An 18089-nucleotide genomic window follows, 5' to 3' on the forward strand; every position below is an offset into this window, starting at 1 on the left:
CTCGCGGTAGTGCCGGGCAGTGGCCGGCACTCCCTGCCCAGGGGCGCGACCTCAATCGCGCAATTGCGCGGTGACGAAGTCCCAGTTCACCAGCTTCCAGAACGCCTCCAGATAGCGCGCGCGCTCATTCTGGTAGTCGGTGTAATACGCGTGTTCCCACACATCGCAGGCCAGCAGCGGAGTGCTCTCGCCGGTCAGCGGCGTGCCCGCATTGCGCGTGACCTGGATCGCCAGTGCGCCATTGGGGTGCTGCACCAGCCACACCCAGCCCGAGCCGAACAGACTCAGCGCGGCGCGGTCGAAGGCCTCGCGCAGGCGCTTGGCATCGCCAAAGTGACGGGTCACCAGTTCGCCCAGCCGACCCTGCGGATCGCCACCGGCGCGCGGGTGCAGGCATTGGAAATAGAACTGGTGGTTCCAAGCCTGGGCGGCCGCATCGAACAGGCTGCCCTGGGTCTGGCGGACGATCTCCTCCAGCGGCAGCTCGGCCAGCTCCGTGCCTTCGATACGGGCGTTCACTGCCTCCAGATAAGCCCGGAAGTGCCGCCCGTGGTGCAGGTCGAGGGTCTCCGCCGACAGGTGGGGTTGCAGAGCGGCGCGGTCATAAGGAAGGCGAGGCAGTTCTAGAGGCATGGGCACGGCAGATTGGGAGGGAAGAGCGCCGATCCATGGCGGATCGTCATCAGTGTGGCCGATGGCAGGGTGCCCACCACGCGAAGGTAGGGCATACAATGGCGGTCAGGGAAGTCTATCCGACCGGTGAGGCCGGGTTGTCCCATTGGAGGGAGAGTCGTTGTGGCGGTGATGCAGCAGATCCAGTCCGAAGTCGAACGTTACCCCCTCGTGTTGTTCATGAAGGGCACTCCGCAATATCCCATGTGCGGCTTTTCCAGCCGTGCCATCCAGGCGTTGATGGCCGCCGGCGCGATCGCGCTGCGCACGGTCAACGTGCTGGAAGAACCCGAGATCCGCGCCAACCTGCCGCGTTTCTCCAACTTGCCGACCTTCCCGCAGCTGTTCATCCACGGCGAGCTGATCGGCGGCTGCGACATCGTGCTGGAGCTGTTCGAATCCGGCGAGCTCAAGCGCATCGTCGAAGAGGCCTCCCAGCCGTGAGTGCGGTCCCGTCCGTGGTGGTCGGGACCGGATCGCTCGCCGATCGCGTCATTCTTATCGCCGGCGCCGGGGGAGGCTTCGGCAGCGCCGCGGCCGTCGCCTGCGCGCAGGCCGGGGCAACCGTGGTCCTGCTGGGGCGCAAACCCCGCCGCCTGGATCGCGTCTATGCCGCCGTCGAAGCAGCTGGCCCCGAGCCGCTGCTGTATCCGCTGGATCTGGAAGGTGCCACCCCGGACGACTACGCCACGCTGGCCGAGCGTCTGCAATCCGAACTCGGCCATCTGGACGGGGTGCTCTACTGCGCGGCCGATTTCGCCGGGCTGACCCCGTTCGAGCTGGCCGACCCGGCTGCCTTCGCCCGCGCCATCCACGTGAACCTGACCGCGCCGGCCTGGCTGGCCCAGGCCTGCCTGCCGCTGCTGCGCCAGAGCGAAGATGCCGCACTGGTGTTCACCGTGGATGATCCCGCGCGGGTAGGGCAGGCCTACTGGGGCGGCTACGGCGCCGCCCAGCACGGCCTGCGCGGCCTGATCGCTTCCCTGCATGATGAACTGGGCCGCAGCCCGGTCCGGGTCAGTGGCCTGCAGCCGGGCCCGATGCGTACGGCGCTGCGCGCCCGTGCTTTTTCCTTGGATGAAGACCGCACCGCCCGTGACCCGGCCGACTGCGCCGCCGCGGCGGTCCTGCTGCTGTCTGCCGGGGGCGCCGCGTATCGCGGCCAGATTCTCGACGCCTGAGGGCGCCTAAGGCGTCAACGCCTCGCTATGGGAAGTGCCGGCCACTGGCCGGCGAGCCGAACAATGCCGGGGTAGTGCCGCCGCTGGCCGCTCCCCCAGCCAACCCGCGGAAAAACCGTCTCGATACCGCCGAAGGCCCCAATGGCGTGCATTCAGCCGGTCATAAACAGATGTGAAGATAGCGTCACGATCCCGTTGTGATGGCGTGTGTTTTGTCTCCAAACCGTCACAATCCAAGGCTATCGTGTTAATCTAGTGTTAACCGTTGCGGCTGAAACCAGCTCGCGGCTAGGGAACCCAGATAAAAGTCCAGTCAGCCGCCAGCAAGGCTGCTTGGGCGCGTTTTTTTCTCCGCCATCGCCAATCTCGCATCGAGGCTACTCCCCAATGACCCACTCCCGTTGTCTCCGGATGTCCAAGCTGACGCTTGGTCTCATGGCTGCACTTGCCGCCGCCCCCGCCTTCGCCCAGAGCACCTCTGCCGGTGTCGGCGGTCAGGTTACGGGCGCTGCAGGCGCGCCTGTCGCTGGTGCCGAAGTCACCATCACGCACACCGAGTCGGGCACGGTCAGCCGTGCGACCACCGATGCGTCGGGTCGTTACAACGCGCGCGGCCTGCGCGTGGGTGGTCCGTACACGATCACCATCACCAAGTCCGGGGAGGGCACCCGCACCGAAGAGGGCGTGTATCTGAACCTGGACAAGGTCACCAACGTCAGTGCCGCCTTGACTGGTGACGTGGCAACGCTTGATTCGGTCAGTGTCGTTGCCTCGCGCATGCCGGAAGCCTTTACCTCGGACAACAAGGGCGTTGCCACCAATCTGAGCCGTCAGGATCTGGACCGCACGCCGACCCCGGATCGCTCGATCCAGAACGTTGTGCGTATGGATCCGCGCGTGGTCGTCACCGATCGCGACCGCGGTGCGTTCTCGGCAATGGGCCAGAACAATCGTTACAACAGCATCACGATCGACACGATCAACGCCGGTGACCCCTTTGGTTTGAATGACAACGGCCTGCCGACGAAGGGTACGCCGATTTCGCAGGACGCGATTGAAAGCTACAACATCTCGACGGCCAACTTTGACGTGGCTACCCGCCGCGGCGTCGGCGCTTGGGTCAATGCAGTCACCAAGAGCGGCACCAACGAGTTCCATGGTTCGGCGTACTACGTCTACCAGGATCCGGATGACATGGTCGGCAAGAGCCAGAACGGCGCGAAGTGGACCGGTTTCACCAAGGACACCACCAAGGGTGCGACGGTTGGCGGCCCGATCCTGAAGGACAAGCTGTTCTTCTTCGCCTCCTATGAAGAAAGCATCAAGGAGAGCCCGGGCTCGCTATGGGGCACTGCCGATTCCGGCGCTGCCAGCACCGTTTCCGGTGTCACCACTGCGGACCTGAACCGCATCACGGCTGCCGCTGATCGCTTTGGCGTCGTCGCCGGTGATACCTCTTCGGCAAATGCGGATATCGAGAGCAAGCGCTACCTGGCCAAGATCGACTGGAACATCAACGATTTCCACCGTGCCAGCCTTCGCTTCAGTCGTACCGAGGAAGACGAGCCGATCGTCACCGCCAGCTCGACCGATCAGCTGAAGCTGTCGAGCAACTGGTACAACGTCGCCAAGGAAAACACCAGCTACGCGCTGAGTTTCTATGATGACTGGAGCGACACCTTCTCGACCGAAGCGTCCGTGGGCTACAGCAAGTTCGACCAGAGCCGTGTGCCGCTGGCCGGTGGTTACCAGCCGGAAATCACCGTCCGCACCAGCGGCCGTGACACCGGTCCGAGCGTCGTTCTCGGCACGGAATATTCCAGCCAGGCAAACGTGCTGGGTACCAAGTCGCTGACGGCCTACTTCGCCGGTAGCTGGTTCCTGGGCGATCACGTGATCAAGGCTGGTTTCGACTACCAGCAGGATGAGGTGTACAACCTGTTCCTGCAGCGCTACAACGGCACGTACGAGTTCAACTCGATTGCCGATTTCGAGAACGGCACCTATCGTCGGTATCGCCTCGCCCAGCCCGCAGCTGGTTATGGCTTGAGCAACGTTGCAGCCGAGTTCAAGCTGAAGCAGTACGGTCTGTTCCTGCAGGACACCTGGCAGGCGACCGATCGCCTGTCCGTCCAGTACGGCCTGCGTTATGACATGCCGAAGGTCAACCCGCTGCCGACCCTGAACGAGTGTTTCGCCGCCGATCCGGGCACCTTGGGCAATCTGGGTTCGTGCGGTCTGCGTAACAATCCGGCCAACCCGGGTGCGGCAACTGGCGGCTTCGGCTATGCCAACACGGGCACCATTGATGGAAACAGCGTGGTGCAGCCGCGCGTGTCGTTCAATTACGAGTTTGACAGCGAGCGTCCGACTCAGTTGCGTGGTGGCGCGGGTCTGTTCGTTTCCAACACGCCGGCCGTGTGGATCGGCAACCCGTATTCGAACAACGGCGTTGCTGTGACCAGCTACGACATCAACCGTCTGCGCCTGCCCAGCGATCCGCTGTTCAGCGGCGACGGCGCCAACCAGAACGTGCCGGGTGGCGTGATCACCCCGCCTGGACTGGGTACCTCCAACATGACGGTGAATGTGGTCGATCCGGACTTCAAGCTCCCGGCCGTGTGGAAGTACACGTTGGGCCTGGACCATCAGCTTCCTTGGTCGGACCTGGTGTTCACTGCCGAATACCAGCATCTTGAAGTCGACAAGGGCATCATCTACCGCGATCTGAACACCGGTGCTCCGACCGGCACGCTGCCGGACGGCCGCTTCACCTACGCCCGCAACCCGGCTGGTGCTCCGGCCAGCGCCAATACGCCCAACTGGAACAAGAACCCGTCCTTCGGCAATGTCATTGAACTGGCAAATACCGACAAGGGCAGCTCGGACAACTTCACCGTTTCGTTGAAGAAGCCGTTCAATGGTTCATGGTCGGGCATGCTGGCTTACACGTACAGCCGCGCCAAGGAAGTCAATCCGGGCACCTCGAGCGTTGCGTACAGCAGCTATCAGAACAACGCGTGGTACAACCCGGGTGAGGACGTGCTGTCGACGTCGAACTACTCGATTCCGAACCGCATCATCGCGTCGCTGAGCTGGGAGCGTAAGTTCTTCGGCGATTATGCGACCCGCGTGTCTGCCTTCTATGACGGTCATACCGGCGCGCCGTACAGCTGGGTGTTCGGCAACGATGCCCAGGGTCTCGGCATCTCGGGTCGTTCGCTTGCCTACGTCCCGAGTGGTCCGGGCGATGTGGTCTGGGCAAATGCCGCCTCCGCTGCGATGGCAGATTCGTTCTGGGACTATCTTGGCAACAGCACCGACCTGAGTCGTGCAGCTGGCTCGGTGGCCAATCGCAACGCCAGCCGCGCTGGCTGGGTGAATCAGATCGATCTTTCCTTCAGCCAGGAAATCCCTGGTTTCATGAAGGGTCACAAGGGTGAGATCCGCCTCGACATGTTCAACGTGTTGAACATGATCGACAAGAACTGGGGTATCGAACACCGCGCTGACTTCCCGTTGATCCGTCGCTTGGCCGACGTCTCGGGTGTCAGTGCCGATGGCAAGTACATCTACGACATCTCGGGCACCAACTACAACGCTGGTGGCGTTTACTCGCCGAAGGCGCTCGCGGTCAATGAAAGCCTGAGCCCGTCGCAGCGCTGGTCTCTGCTGCTGACCCTGCGTTACACCTTCTGATTGCTGTACTGATGTGAAGGTGACGGAGACGGCTGGGGGCATCCCCAGCCGTTTCTTTTTGCGCGGACCAGACAAGCCCTTGTGCCTTGGGGTCGGGGCGTGTAGGCTTCGCGGGCTTGGCACCTTCGCGTGCAGGGGCGGTATGGGGCAGATGTCAGGCTCCTCGAATTGATGTCCAAACGGTCGGGTTTCCCGGCCGTTTTGCTTTTTAAGGGGGCAGCGGTACAGTCGGTAACCTTGAGGAAAGCGAAAAAGATGGACATGACGATCAACGAAAAACCGGCGCGGACGCTGCCGGTGCAGGACGCGCGGATCTACCCGCGCGGTGGGCTGGATGTGCTGTCGCGCGCTGAAGTGGCGCGCCTGCGCGATGCCTCCGGTGGCGGTATGCACGAGTTGCTGCGCCGCTGCGCGTTGGCCGTGCTGACCAGCGGCAGCGCCTCCGACGATCCCCGTGCGGCGCGCGATCTGTATCCCGATTTCGATATCCAGGTGGCCCAGCAGGACCGCGGCGTGCGCATCGACCTGGTCAATGCGCCGGCGATGGCGTTCGTGGATGGCGAGATCATCCGCGGCGTGGCCGAGCTGCTGTTCGCGGTGGTCCGCGACCTGGCCTACATGGCCATCGAGATGGGCCCGGCCTATGCGGCCGAACTGGAGTCCTCCGAGGGCATCACCAACGCGGTGTTCGGGCTGCTGCGCAACGCGCGCATCCTCAACCCGGGTGACCCGAACCTGGTCGTCTGCTGGGGCGGTCACTCGATCGGTCGCGATGAGTATCTGTACACCAAGCAGGTCGGCTACGAGCTGGGCCTGCGCGGGCTGGACATCTGCACCGGCTGCGGCCCGGGTGCGATGAAGGGCCCGATGAAGGGCGCCACCATCGCCCACGCCAAGCAGCGCAAGACCACCACGCGCTACATCGGCCTGACCGAGCCGGGCATCATCGCCGCGGAGTCGCCGAACCCGATCGTGAACCATCTGGTGATCATGCCGGACATCGAGAAGCGTCTCGAAGCGTTCGTGCGCATCGGCCACGGCATCATCGTGTTCGCCGGCGGCGTCGGCACCGCCGAGGAGATCCTGTACCTGCTGGGCATCCTGCTGCGCGAGGAGAACAAGGATCTGCCGTTCCCGCTGATCCTGACCGGCCCGACCGTGGCCGCGCCGTACTTCGAGCAGATCGACCGCTTCATCCGCCTCACCCTGGGTGAAGAGGCCGCCAGCCGCTACGAGATCATCATCGGCGACCCGGTCAACGTGGCCCGCAAGATGGCCCAGGGCATCAAGCGCGTGCGTGAGCACCGCCTGGCGCAGAAGGATTCATTCTTCTTCAACTGGTCGATCGAAATTCCGTGGGAATACCAGCAGCCGTTCGTGCCGACCCACGAGGCGATGGCCGCGCTGGACCTGCACCACGGCCGCCCGCCGCATGCGCTGGCCGCGGACCTGCGTCGCGCGTTCTCCGGCATCGTGGCCGGCAACGTGAAGGAAGACGGCATGCGCCGCATCGAGCAGTTCGGTCCGTTCGAGATCCATGGCGATGCGGACATGATGCAGGCCCTGGACGAGCTGCTGCGCGCCTTCGTCGAGCAGCGCCGCATGAAGATCTCGGGCGAGTACCAGCCCTGCTACAAGGTCATGGCCTGAGGCCCTGACCGGGCCCGCGGCGGGCAGGGGGCTCGCCGCGGGTCTGGATCTGCGTCAAGTGATTGACGCCTGTCGCCTCCGGGCGACCGTTCGTCCTGCCGCCGCTTGCTGATCGGCGGCGGGACGTTCATCTTCTGTGTCATCAACGCTGGGGAGCGTTTCATGTCATTGCGCCGGTCCAACGGCTTCACACTGATCGAGTTGATGGTCACCGTCGCGGTGCTCGCCATCCTGGCAGTGATTGCGTTTCCGAGTTTCCAGGGCGTCCTGCGCTCGAACCGTGCGGCCACCACCACCAACGAGCTGGTGGCGTCACTGGCGCTGGCGCGCAGCGAAGCGCTGAAGAACACCCATGGCGCCGGCGTGTGCGCTTCCACCGAAGGCACCGAGTGCAATGGCGACAGCTGGGGCGACGGCTGGATGGTCTGGTCCGATGCCGACGGCAGTGGCAGCTTCGATGCGGGCGAACCGGTGCTGCGGTACTCGGCCGGCTCGACCAAGATGCTGGGCAGCAACGACAACCTGATCGTGGCCTTTGATGGCCGCGGTCGCAACCGCGCCGCTGCGGCGCTGGACATCACCATCAAGCCTGATGAATGCGGCGACCAGGCCCTGCAGCGCACGCTACGGCTGTCGGCGGTCGGGCAGGTACGTGTGGAACGGGAGAGTTGCAAGTGACGGCACGACATCTTGGCGCGCGGCGCGCACGGCAGGGCGGCTTCACCATGATCGAGGTACTGATCGCCATCGTGGTGATGAGCATCGGCCTGCTTGGTTTCGCGTTGCTGCAGACGATGAACGTGCGGTTCGTGCAGAGCGCGAATTTCCGCACCCAGGCGACCAATCTCAGCTACGAGCTGCTGGACCAGATCCGGATCAATCGCCTCAACGCCGGGACGTATGTCGGCACCTATACGGCGACGACCAAGGCTGCCGATTGCGTTTCGCCCACCGGGGCGGACATCACCAAGGATACGTACATGACGGACTGGCGTTGCCGGTTGGGCAAGGCGCTGGGCGATGAGGCCAGCGCCAGTGTCACCCGCGACGGTGATGCGATCACGGTCAATGTGAGCTGGGGCGATGAGCGCTGGCTGGACACCGCCGATACCACCTTCTCGGCGAGGACCCGCCTGTGAGGCGCGCCCCTGCTGTCCATCGCACCAGCGCGGGTCTGTCGCTGATCGAATTGATGATCGCCATGGTCATCGGTCTGGTCCTGCTGCTGGGCTTGATGCAGGTGTTCGCCGCGTCCCGCACCGCCTCGCGCCTGTCTGAAGGCCTGGCCCGCGTGCAGGAAAACGGGCGCTTCGCCATGGATTTCCTGCAGCGCGATCTGCGCATGGCCGGTCACTTCGGGTGCGTGAACGATCAGAGCCACAACATCAAGAGTCCTGGTTCGCTGCATACCACGTTCACTGCCGGTGCCCACCCCGCGCTGGACTTCATGCAGTCGATCCAGGGGTACGAGGCGGAAGATACCAAGCCCGGAGACCCGTTGACGCTGAGTGCCACGCCGGCGACGGGTGGGCTGGAGTACACCCCGGCATTGCCGACTGAGTATGCGTCCGCGCTGACCAATCGTGTTGATGGCAGCGACATCGTCGCATTGCGCTTCCTCGTGCCCGATGGTGTGCCGGTGACCAGCATCGGCGGCACGGATGACAAGCCCACCTTCTCCTTCGATACCAGCCGCTGGGCGGTGCTGCAGAGCGGAGTGCCCACGCCCGGCCTGTTCGGCGTGGCCGACTGCGTCTCGGCCACGGTCTTCCAGGCCAGTGCCGTCAGCAGTACCGCCGGTACGGTGCGTTTCGACACGGCGCCGAACAACAGCACCAGCTTCGCCACCCTGTATACCGCCGGCCAGTCGGTGCTCTACCGCGCCGAGAGCGTGGTCTATTACATCGGATACGACGCGGCGAACAAGCAGAGTTCGCTGTATCGGGTGCGTTTCGATGCAGCCCCGGGTGGTGCGCTGACTGCCAGCGCCCCTGAAGCCCTCGTCGAGGGTGTGCGCAACATGCAACTGCTGTACGGCCAGGATCACAAATTGAGCGCGACCGGCGCGCCCAGTGGGTTCATCGACCGTCAGGGCACCGCCGCGGACGTGGAAGCGTCACTCAGCCCTGCCGATGCGGCATGGCGACGGGTCGGCGCGGTGCAGTTGGGGCTGGTGCTGGAAAGCCCTGATCCGTCCGCGGCAGCGCAGGCCAATGACGCTGCCGCACTGACCGCCTTGGGCGTGACCTTCACCGCGCCGAAGGACGGCCGGTTCCGCACGGTCTACCAGACCACGATCGCGGTGCGTAACCGCCTCTACGGCAACTGAGGTGCTCATGGCCATGCGTCGTAAACCCTTCACTGCACCTCGCCGCCAGCACGGGGCCGTGCTGTATGTCGCCCTGATCATCCTGATCCTGCTCGCCCTGCTGGGCGTGGCCGGCATGCAGGTGACCGGCATGCAGGAGCGCATGGCCGCCAACTACCTGCGCACCAACCTGGCCTTCCAGAATGCCGAGGCGGATGCGCGCTCGACGGAGAGCACGATCGCGGCAACGCTGGCCGGGGGCAAGACCTACAGCGCCAACCAGGAAGAGTGCAGCCCGATTTTCGATCCGCTGACCTGGGCCGACGGGACGAGCGCGGCGAAGGCGACCTATACACGGCGGATGGACAAGTGCTTCACGGCCGGTGGCAGTGTCGTCGAGGGCCAGCCCGAGAACGAAGACACCGGCAATATCTACCAGATCACGGCCCTGGCCAGTGATGACCCGAACAACCCCTCGGCCAGTGCGGTCGTCGACACGATCTACATCCCATGACCTCTGATCGCTTCCACCTCAGCAAGCGCGCCGTCACCTGGCTGCGTATCGGTTTCGGTGTCCTTGTGCTGGGCTTCCTGCTCAGCCGCGTGGTGCCCCTGCGTGCCGCGCTCGGCGACTACGATCTCGCCCAGGAACCGCTGTACACCAAGCAGAGTCAGCCGCCGCTGATGATGATGGTGATGTCGCGCGATGAGCAGCTGTTCAACAAGGCCTACAGCGATTACAGCGATCTGGACGGCGACAAGATCATCGATACGACGTACCAGAACAATTTCTCGTACTCGGGCTATTTCGATTCGAACCTCTGCTACGCCTACGCCAGCGGCGTATTCAAAGCGTCGGGGGAAGCGACTGGCGTCAAAAGGCACGAGTGCAGTGGTGCATGGTCGGGGAACTTCCTCAACTGGGTGACGATGAGCCGTCTGGACGTGATGCGCTACGTGCTTTACGGCGGCCAGCGTTCGACGGACGATGCCAACAAGACGGTGATCGAGCGCGCTCAGATCCCCAACGATCTGCACGCGTGGGTCAAGGTCTACACCGGCGATGACATCAGCAAGTTCACGCCACTCAGTGGACAGGTCTCGTTCTGCAACGCCACCATCGCTGCGGGTGGCCTGCCGCTCATGCGTGTAGCTGCCGGCGTCTTTACAGAGTGGGCTTCCACCGCCTCATACCAGTGTGGTTTCAACCGCGGTGGGGAAGAGGCGGCCGATTCGCCCAAGGCAAAGCCAACCGACTACACCGTACGCGTGGAAGTATGTGATCCCGCCAAGGATGCGCACCGCGAGAGCTTCTGCCGCAAGTACAACGATGGCACCACCGATCATTACAAACCCAGTGGCCTGCTGCAGACCTACGGCGAAAGCGGCCGCCTGCGTTTCGGTCTGGTCACGGGCACGTATTCCAGCCCCCGGGACGGCGGTGTGCTGCGCAAGAACATCGGCAAGATCGCCGGCAACGGCAGCAAGCTCTGCGACACCGGCGACGAGATCAATCTCGCCACCGGGCAGCTGTGCCTGAAGAAGGACAGCGGCACGGAAGGGATCATCAACACGATCTCCAACTTCCGCATTGACCAGTGGAACTGGAGCAACAACTGGAACGACTGCAACGACTACAGCATTCTCAACCGGCAGGGCTTCGGCGACCGCGGCAATCTGCTGGATCCTGGTGCGTCGGGCGACAAGGCCAAGAAGTGCAGTGCCTGGGGTAACCCGCTGGCGGAGATGTACGCCGAGGCGTTGCGCTATGTGGGTGCGGAGGCCAAGGTCTACAGCGATCTCGGCGATCTGCCGGGACTGCCGACCGGCGTCACCTGGAAAGATCCGTATCGTGATCCGGCTGAAGGTGGCAATTCCTACTGCGCCACCTGCAATATTCTGGTGATGTCCTCCGGCCTGCCGTCGTTCGACAGCGACAACATCGGCTCGGTGGGCAGTCTCGCATCGGCGGTGTCGGCAACCGATGCCCTTGGTGCAGCGGAAGGCATCCACGGCAAGAGCTACATGGCGGGCCGCACCGGCGAGACGCAGCGCTATGCCTCGATCAATACCCATGAAGACATCTGCCAGGCGCTGACCGTCAACAAGCTGAGCCTGGTCCGTGGCATCTGCCCGGACATCCCGTCCACCGAGGGCAGCTATCTGATGGCGGGCCTGGCCAAGGCCGCCGCGGAGACGGATCTGCGCCCGGGCTTGAAGGGCAAGCCGTTGGATTACAAGGTCACCGCGACCACCTATACCGTCGCCATGGCCGAGAATCTTCCCCGATTCGACATCAGCGTGGCCGGCGGCACCATTTCGCTGTCGCCACTTTGCCAGGCGAACAATGCCGAGGGGGCAAAGGCTAACTCTACGGGGTGGCGCAGCTGCTTCCTTGGTGCGGTTGGTATTGGCACCAAGCAGGCGACCGTCGCGCCCAAGCATGTGTATGGTCGTCCCTACCGTGCCGACGGCCAGTCCGGCAGTTTCTCGCTGGTCTGGGAAGATTCGCTGTGGGGCAACGATCATGACAATGATGTCGTGACCATGATGAGTTACTGCGTCGGCCGTGCCTGCGAGGACAAGGCCGGCATTGCCGATATGTGCTGGCGTTCCACTGACAATGCGGTGTGCAAGAACCAGCTGTTGAACGCCACCATCGGTCCCGATGAAGTGCTGGTCCGCCTGGAGAACCTGTCGGCGTACGCCGGCAACGCGATGCTGACCGGCTACACCATCGTCGGTTCCAATGCTGCCAGCAACGTGCAGCGCCTGCTGCTGCGTCCCGGCAACAAGAACGGCTCCATACTCTCCAGCCAGGCGAATCCGCCTGGGGAATGGGCAACGCCGTCCGTGGTCCGTTACAAGCTCAGTGGGTCCCAAGCCAACCAGCTGGAAAGTCCGCTCTGGTACGCCGCCAAATACGGTGTGCCCAGTGGAAAGTGGGACACCAAGGAAGCCGGCGTGCCGGACAACTACTTCCTGGCGCGCAACCCGGCCAAGCTGAAGGCGGCCTTGGAGGCCATCTTCGAGAGTGCGGCCGAAGGCGATGCGCCCGTGGGAGGCGGCGGTTCCGGCGCCCGCATCAGCGCGGGGTCGTTCACGGTATCGGCCAGCTACAAGGTACCCTCGGGCACGAACGACTGGACCGGCGACGTCGTCGCCACCCAGCTGAACAATCTCGGTGGCGACGACAAGGTGCTGTGGCGCGCATCGACCAAGATGAGCTCCAGCGGTCGCAACATCGTCATGGCCACCGCACCGACTGCCGTCAATGCCCGTGGTCAGCTGGTGCCGGTGGCGGCCGCGCCGTTCGAGGCCAACAACATCCCCGGGGCGGATCGCGCCGCCCAGCTGGGCAACATGGGCTTCAGCAGTTCGGTACCCAACTGGTTCGGCTCGCATACCGTGGCTGATCTGGTGAACTATCTGAAGGGTGCGGCGGTCAGTGGCTTCCGGTCGCGAGGGGCGATTCTCGGCGACATCGTCAATTCCACCACCGAGATCGTGTCCACGGCCAACAATTTCGGGTACGGCTCCTGGACCACGTCGCCTGAATGGAAAGCGACGCTCGGCAGCCGATACACCGCCTATCTCGCCGCCAAGAAGGCCAGTGGTGGCCCACCGACGATGCTGTATGTCGGTGCCAACGACGGCATGCTGCACGGCTTCGATGCGTCCACAGGGGCCGCAGCGGGCAGCGAGGTGATGGCGTTCATTCCGTCCTCCTCGCTGCAGCACATGGCTGAACTGGCCAATCCCAGCTACGCGCATCGATACTACGTCGATGGCCCACTGACCTCTTCGGATGTCTACTACGGTGATGCCTGGCACACCGTGCTGGTGGGCTCGACTGGCGCAGGTGGTGCCAATCGCGCCCCGAATGCGGTCGCCGCAGGCAATGGCTCGATGTTCGCCTTGAACGTGAGCAACCCGACCGGCTTCACCAAGGATGACGTGCTGTGGGAGATCTCCGGCAAGACCGATTCGGACATGGGCTTTGCACTGGGCAAGCCGGTGATCGTGCCGGTCAGTGGTGGCGATGCGAATACCGCACCGCGCTTCGTGGCGCTCTTTGGCAACGGCATCAATGCCTCCAGTGGCAAGCCGGTCCTGTTCGTGGTGGACATCCAGACCGGTGAGGTGATCAGTCGGCTTTCTCCCAGTGGTGGTGGCTACGCCTTGCGCAATGGCTTGATGAACATCGCTGCCGTGGCGGCAGACAACAGCAGCCGCATTGTCGATACGGTCTATGGCGGCGACATGCAGGGCAATCTCTGGAAATTCGATCTGCGCGATCCAGATCCGGCCAGGTGGGCCGTCGCCTATGGTGGCGCGCCGTTGTTCACTGCCACCCGCAACGGCGTGACCCAGCCGATCACCGGCGGCTTCGAGGTGACCCGGGCGACCGGTCGCGGCTTCAACATCGTGTTCGGTACAGGCCAGTACTTCGCCAGCGACGACAATGCCGTCAGTTCGAGTTCTCCGATCCAGTCGATTTACAGCGTCTGGGACAACCTCGCCACCACCGTGGGGGGGCGGGGCGATCTGGTCGGCCAGCAGATCTCCGAGGCAAATGATGGCTATCGCTATGTCAGTGGCAACGCGGTCAGCTACGTGAGCAAGCGCGGCTGGTATATCGACCTGACCGTCGGAGGCGTAGTGGATGGAGAGCGATTCATCGGCAACCCACGCGTCCAGAGCGGTTCGGTGATCTTCAACACGTATGTACCCGGCCAGGCAGTCTGCGGCGGCGGTGGCGGCATCAACTGGCGTTATTCAGTGGAACTGCTGACGGGCGCCGGCGCCCTGGGTGGGCTGAGTGACACGCCAGGCGGCGATCCGCTCTGCACGGGTAACTGCGCCGGCGCCAAGCTGACCAGTGGCGGCAAGGAACTCACCGGGCCGCCGATGACGGACAACTTCATCGGTGTTCCTGATAACAAGAGCAACATCTGCAAGGCCGGCGAGAAGGACTGCACGTTGGACGAGCAGCTGAAGAACGACATCTGTACCTATGTGCTGCGCACGGGCAGTGCCGACCCGCTGTACATGCCGCGTCCCTGCGGACGCCAGTCCTGGCGACAGGTGCGCTGATGACCTTCATGATGAGAGCCTCCATGCAGACCGCCTTCCGCCGCCGTGTCGCCGGTTTCACCCTGATCGAGCTGATGATCACGGTGGCCGTTGTGGCCATCCTCGCCACCATTGCCATGCCGGCCTATCAGGACTCAGTGCGGAAATCCCGGCGCGCCCAGGCCAAGGCCGATCTGGTGGAGCTGGCCCAGAACCTGGAGCGTTACCACACGGTCCAGAACACGTACGCCACCGCCAAACTGCAGTTCACCCAGTCGCCGCGCGAAGGCACCGCGCATTACACCCTGTCTTTCGACAAGGATCCCACGGCGAGCACGTTCGGCATCCAGGCCGTCCCGGTGGCCGGCGGAAGCCAGGCCAAGGACACGTGCGGCACGTTGGCACTGGATCAGGCGGGGCGCAAGAAGCCCACCGAGAAGACCGTCTCTGGCTGCTGGTAACGTTGCCTCGCCGCCGGTTGTGCCGGAGCGCTTGCATCCCCCTGCCGATGCTGGCTAGAATGCGCACCCCGCCCGAATAGCTCAGCCGGTTAGAGCACTTGACTGTTAATCAGGGGGTCGTTGGTTCGAGTCCAACTTCGGGCGCCAGATCTGCAGAAGCCGCGAGCAATCGCGGCTTTTGTTTTTTGCGTTTCCGCCCCACGGGCGATGACCGCCTCAGCAGGCCACGGGACGGCGCGGACGCTCGCTGCGGATGCGGCCTGAAAGGCTGACTACCACCTTGCCCTGGGAGGCGCCGTCCAGGCAGAAGGTGACCGACTGGTTGCTGCCATTGAGCCGCCCATCCGGCCGGAACTGGATGCGGGGCTTGGCCTGGCTGCCCCAGGCGCTCAGCCTGGAGCGGGCGTGCTGCTGCACCAGCAGGGGGCCTGCGGGCGGAGGCTCGCCAGAGGACGGCGTTGCGGGGGCAAAGAGCATCCAGCCCCGGCTCCAGTCCCGGCCGCACGTCACGCCATCGTCCGTAGGGCAGACCGCGATCCGGCGGCGTTCGGTGATCGCTGTGTTGCGCGCGGTCGCCAGCGCCGAGGCCAGCTGCATGCGCAGGCTGTCGGCCTGCAGCCGGTCCCGGGTCTGCTGCAGCGCGGGCAGCGCCATGCCGGTGAGGATCGCCAGGATCGCCATTGCGATCACTGATTGGATCAGCGTGACGCCGGCGCAGGCCGCCGGGCGGGGCAGGGAGCGGGGGTGGGCCACGGTGACGGTCCGGGGTGCGGGCTGCCTTCACTCTGGCGGCCCAAAGGTCCCACCGCCGCCGGTTCATGCCGCGTTTTGCTGTCGGTAATCCCATCAACAGGCCGTCACCAACCCGGCCGTTATACTGAAGGCTTCCCGGCAGTGGCGGCACCATGAGCGATCGTTTCCAACTTGTATCCCCGTATTCGCCGGCGGGCGACCAACCGGCGGCCATCGAGAAACTGACCGCCAACTTCGAGGCGGGTATTGCCAAGCAGACCCTGCTCGGCGTCACCGGCTCGGGTAAGACCTACACGATCGCCAACGTGATCCAGCAGGTGCAGAAGCCGACCCTGGTGATGGCGCCGAACAAGACCCTGGCGGCGCAGCTGTACGGCGAGTTCAAGTCGTTCTTTCCGCACAACGCGGTCGAGTATTTCGTCAGCTACTACGACTACTACCAGCCCGAGGCCTATGTGCCCTCGTCGGACACCTTCATCGAGAAGGACAGTTCGATCAACGAGCATATCGAGCAGATGCGACTGGCCGCGACCAAGACGCTGCTGTCGCGCCCGGACGCGATCGTGGTGGCGACGGTATCGGCGATCTACGGCCTGGGTGCGCCCGAAGACTATCTGTCGATGCGCCTGATCCTCTCCACCGGCGAGCGGATCGACCAGCGCGAGCTGATCAAGCACCTGACCCAGCTGCAGTACACCCGCAACGAGTTCGAGCTGCACCGCGGCACCTTCCGTGTGCGCGGTGAAGTGATCGATGTGTTCCCGGCCGAATCGGACAGCGAAGCGGTCCGCATCGAGCTGTTCGAAGGCGAGGTCGAGCAGATCAGCATGTTCGATCCGCTGACCGGCGAGAGCCTGCGCAAGATGATGCGCTATACGATCTACCCCAAGACCCACTACGCGACCACCCGCGAGCGCGTGCTCTCGGCGGTGGACACGATCAAGGCGGAGTTGAAGGTCCGCCTGGAGCAGCTGTACGAGCAGAACAAGCTGGTGGAAGCGCAGCGCCTGGCGCAGCGCACCCAGTTCGATCTGGAGATGATGGCCGAGGTCGGCTACTGCAACGGCATCGAGAACTACTCGCGGCACCTCACCGGCAAGAACGCCGGCGATCCGCCGCCGACGCTGTTTGATTACCTGCCGCCGGACGCGCTGCTGGTGATCGACGAATCGCACGTGACCATTCCGCAGATCGGCGCGATGTTCAAAGGCGACCGCTCACGCAAGGAAACGCTGGTCGAATTCGGCTTCCGCCTGCCCTCGGCACTGGACAACCGTCCGCTGCGGTTTGAGGAGTGGGAAGAGCGTTGCCCGCGCAGCATCTATGTTTCGGCCACGCCGGGCCCGTATGAGCTGCGCGAGACCGAAGGCGAGATCACCGAACTGGTGGTGCGCCCGACCGGCCTGATCGATCCGGTGGTCGAGATCCGCCCGGTCGGCACCCAGGTCGACGATCTGATGAGCGAGGTCAACGAGCGCATCAAGCTCGGCGACCGCGTGCTGGTCACCACGTTGACCAAGCGCATGGCCGAAAACCTCACCGAGTACCTGACCGAACACGGCATCCGCGTGCGTTACCTGCATTCGGACATCGACACGGTGGAGCGCGTGGAGATCATCCGCGATCTGCGCCTGGGCAAGTTCGATGTGCTGGTCGGCATCAACCTGCTGCGCGAAGGCCTGGACATGCCGGAGGTGTCGCTGGTGGCGATCCTCGATGCGGACAAGGAAGGCTTCCTGCGTTCGACCGGCTCGCTGATCCAGACCATCGGCCGCGCTGCCCGCAACCTGCGCGGCAAGGCGATCCTGTACGCGGACAAGATGACCCGTTCGATGCAGGCCGCGATCGACGAAACCGACCGGCGTCGTGCCAAGCAGGTCGAGTACAACGAACTGCACGGCATCGTGCCCAAGTCGGTGCTGCGCCCGATCACCGATGTGCTCGAAGGCGCGCGTTCGGAAGCGGCCGAGAAAGAGTCGCGCGGCAAAGGGAAGGGCAAAGGCAAGGGCGGGCGCGTGGCCGAAGAGTCCACCGATTACCGCACGATGGACCCGGCCCAGATCGCCAAGCGCCTGCAGGCGCTGGAGCAGCAGATGTACCAGCATGCACGTGATCTGGAGTTCGAAGATGCCGCCCGCGTACGCGACCAGATCCGGCAGCTGAAGGAGGCCAGCCTGGGCTGAACAACACATCGTGAAATATCTTCACAAAAGTGTTGCGCTTTCCGGGGGGCGTCCGTAATATACGCGGCCTGCACCGACGCATTCGCAGCGGGGCAGGGAAGCAAAA

Annotated in this window: 13 protein-coding genes and 1 tRNA gene; 12 read left to right on the top strand and 2 right to left on the bottom strand. The window is 64.0% G+C overall.

What is annotated here, in order from left to right; translation table 11 throughout:
• Window positions 1-51 precede the first annotated feature (51 nt).
• Window positions 52-633, bottom strand: a complete 582-nt coding sequence (locus ACTT2I_RS05050) for a superoxide dismutase (RefSeq protein WP_121041666.1) — start codon at window positions 631-633, stop codon at window positions 52-54.
• 162 nt (window positions 634-795) lie between these two features.
• Between ACTT2I_RS05050 and grxD the strand changes: the two genes are divergently transcribed.
• The 11 genes from grxD (at window position 796) to ACTT2I_RS05105 (ending at window position 15194) form a co-directional block, all read left to right on the top strand.
• Complete coding sequence (grxD, locus tag ACTT2I_RS05055; RefSeq protein ID WP_019186185.1) at window positions 796-1116, top strand: Grx4 family monothiol glutaredoxin; 321 nt, start codon at window positions 796-798, stop codon at window positions 1114-1116.
• On the top strand, window positions 1113-1853 hold the full coding sequence (locus ACTT2I_RS05060) for an SDR family NAD(P)-dependent oxidoreductase (RefSeq protein WP_088433013.1): 741 nt from the start codon (window positions 1113-1115) through the stop codon (window positions 1851-1853). Before grxD ends, ACTT2I_RS05060 begins: the two co-directional genes overlap by 4 nt.
• Before the next feature lie 435 nt (window positions 1854-2288).
• Window positions 2289-5552: a TonB-dependent receptor gene (locus ACTT2I_RS05065; protein WP_253247663.1), complete on the top strand. Its 3264-nt coding sequence runs from the start codon at window positions 2289-2291 to the stop codon at window positions 5550-5552.
• A gap of 261 nt (window positions 5553-5813) precedes the next feature.
• Window positions 5814-7202: a nucleotide 5'-monophosphate nucleosidase PpnN gene (gene ppnN, locus ACTT2I_RS05070; protein ID WP_088433096.1), complete on the top strand. Its 1389-nt coding sequence runs from the start codon at window positions 5814-5816 to the stop codon at window positions 7200-7202.
• A gap of 162 nt (window positions 7203-7364) precedes the next feature.
• Window positions 7365-7880 (top strand): GspH/FimT family pseudopilin, encoded by a 516-nt coding sequence (locus ACTT2I_RS05075; protein WP_421099664.1) that lies wholly within the window; start codon window positions 7365-7367, stop codon window positions 7878-7880.
• Window positions 7877-8341: a type IV pilus modification protein PilV gene (gene pilV / locus ACTT2I_RS05080; protein WP_293979634.1), complete on the top strand. Its 465-nt coding sequence runs from the start codon at window positions 7877-7879 to the stop codon at window positions 8339-8341. The genes ACTT2I_RS05075 and pilV overlap by 4 nt, the downstream gene beginning before the upstream one ends.
• On the top strand, window positions 8338-9531 hold the full coding sequence (locus tag ACTT2I_RS05085; RefSeq protein ID WP_301178499.1) for a PilW family protein: 1194 nt from the start codon (window positions 8338-8340) through the stop codon (window positions 9529-9531). The genes pilV and ACTT2I_RS05085 overlap by 4 nt, the downstream gene beginning before the upstream one ends.
• A gap of 7 nt (window positions 9532-9538) precedes the next feature.
• Window positions 9539-10024 (top strand): pilus assembly PilX family protein, encoded by a 486-nt coding sequence (locus tag ACTT2I_RS05090; protein ID WP_088433009.1) that lies wholly within the window; start codon window positions 9539-9541, stop codon window positions 10022-10024.
• Complete coding sequence (locus ACTT2I_RS05095) at window positions 10021-14607, top strand: pilus assembly protein (protein ID WP_088433008.1); 4587 nt, start codon at window positions 10021-10023, stop codon at window positions 14605-14607. Before ACTT2I_RS05090 ends, ACTT2I_RS05095 begins: the two co-directional genes overlap by 4 nt.
• Before the next feature lie 23 nt (window positions 14608-14630).
• Window positions 14631-15047, top strand: a complete 417-nt coding sequence (locus tag ACTT2I_RS05100; protein ID WP_253247662.1) for a type IV pilin protein — start codon at window positions 14631-14633, stop codon at window positions 15045-15047.
• 70 nt (window positions 15048-15117) lie between these two features.
• Window positions 15118-15194: transfer RNA gene (locus ACTT2I_RS05105), tRNA-Asn, on the top strand.
• Between the two features lie 69 nt (window positions 15195-15263).
• Here the strand turns inward: ACTT2I_RS05105 and ACTT2I_RS05110 are convergent.
• Window positions 15264-15800 carry a GspH/FimT family pseudopilin gene (locus tag ACTT2I_RS05110; RefSeq protein WP_143592080.1) on the bottom strand — a complete coding sequence of 179 codons (537 nt, stop codon included), beginning with the start codon at window positions 15798-15800 and terminating at the stop codon, window positions 15264-15266.
• A gap of 152 nt (window positions 15801-15952) precedes the next feature.
• On the opposite strand from ACTT2I_RS05110, the gene uvrB reads away from it, so the two are divergent.
• Window positions 15953-17983 carry an excinuclease ABC subunit UvrB gene (gene uvrB, locus ACTT2I_RS05115; protein WP_088433006.1) on the top strand — a complete coding sequence of 677 codons (2031 nt, stop codon included), beginning with the start codon at window positions 15953-15955 and terminating at the stop codon, window positions 17981-17983.
• Window positions 17984-18089 lie beyond the last annotated feature (106 nt).

Origin of the sequence: Stenotrophomonas sp. PUT21 (genome assembly GCF_052232875.1) — a bacterium.
In the GTDB taxonomy this organism is placed as follows: Bacteria; Pseudomonadota; Gammaproteobacteria; order Xanthomonadales; family Xanthomonadaceae; genus Stenotrophomonas; species Stenotrophomonas maltophilia_N.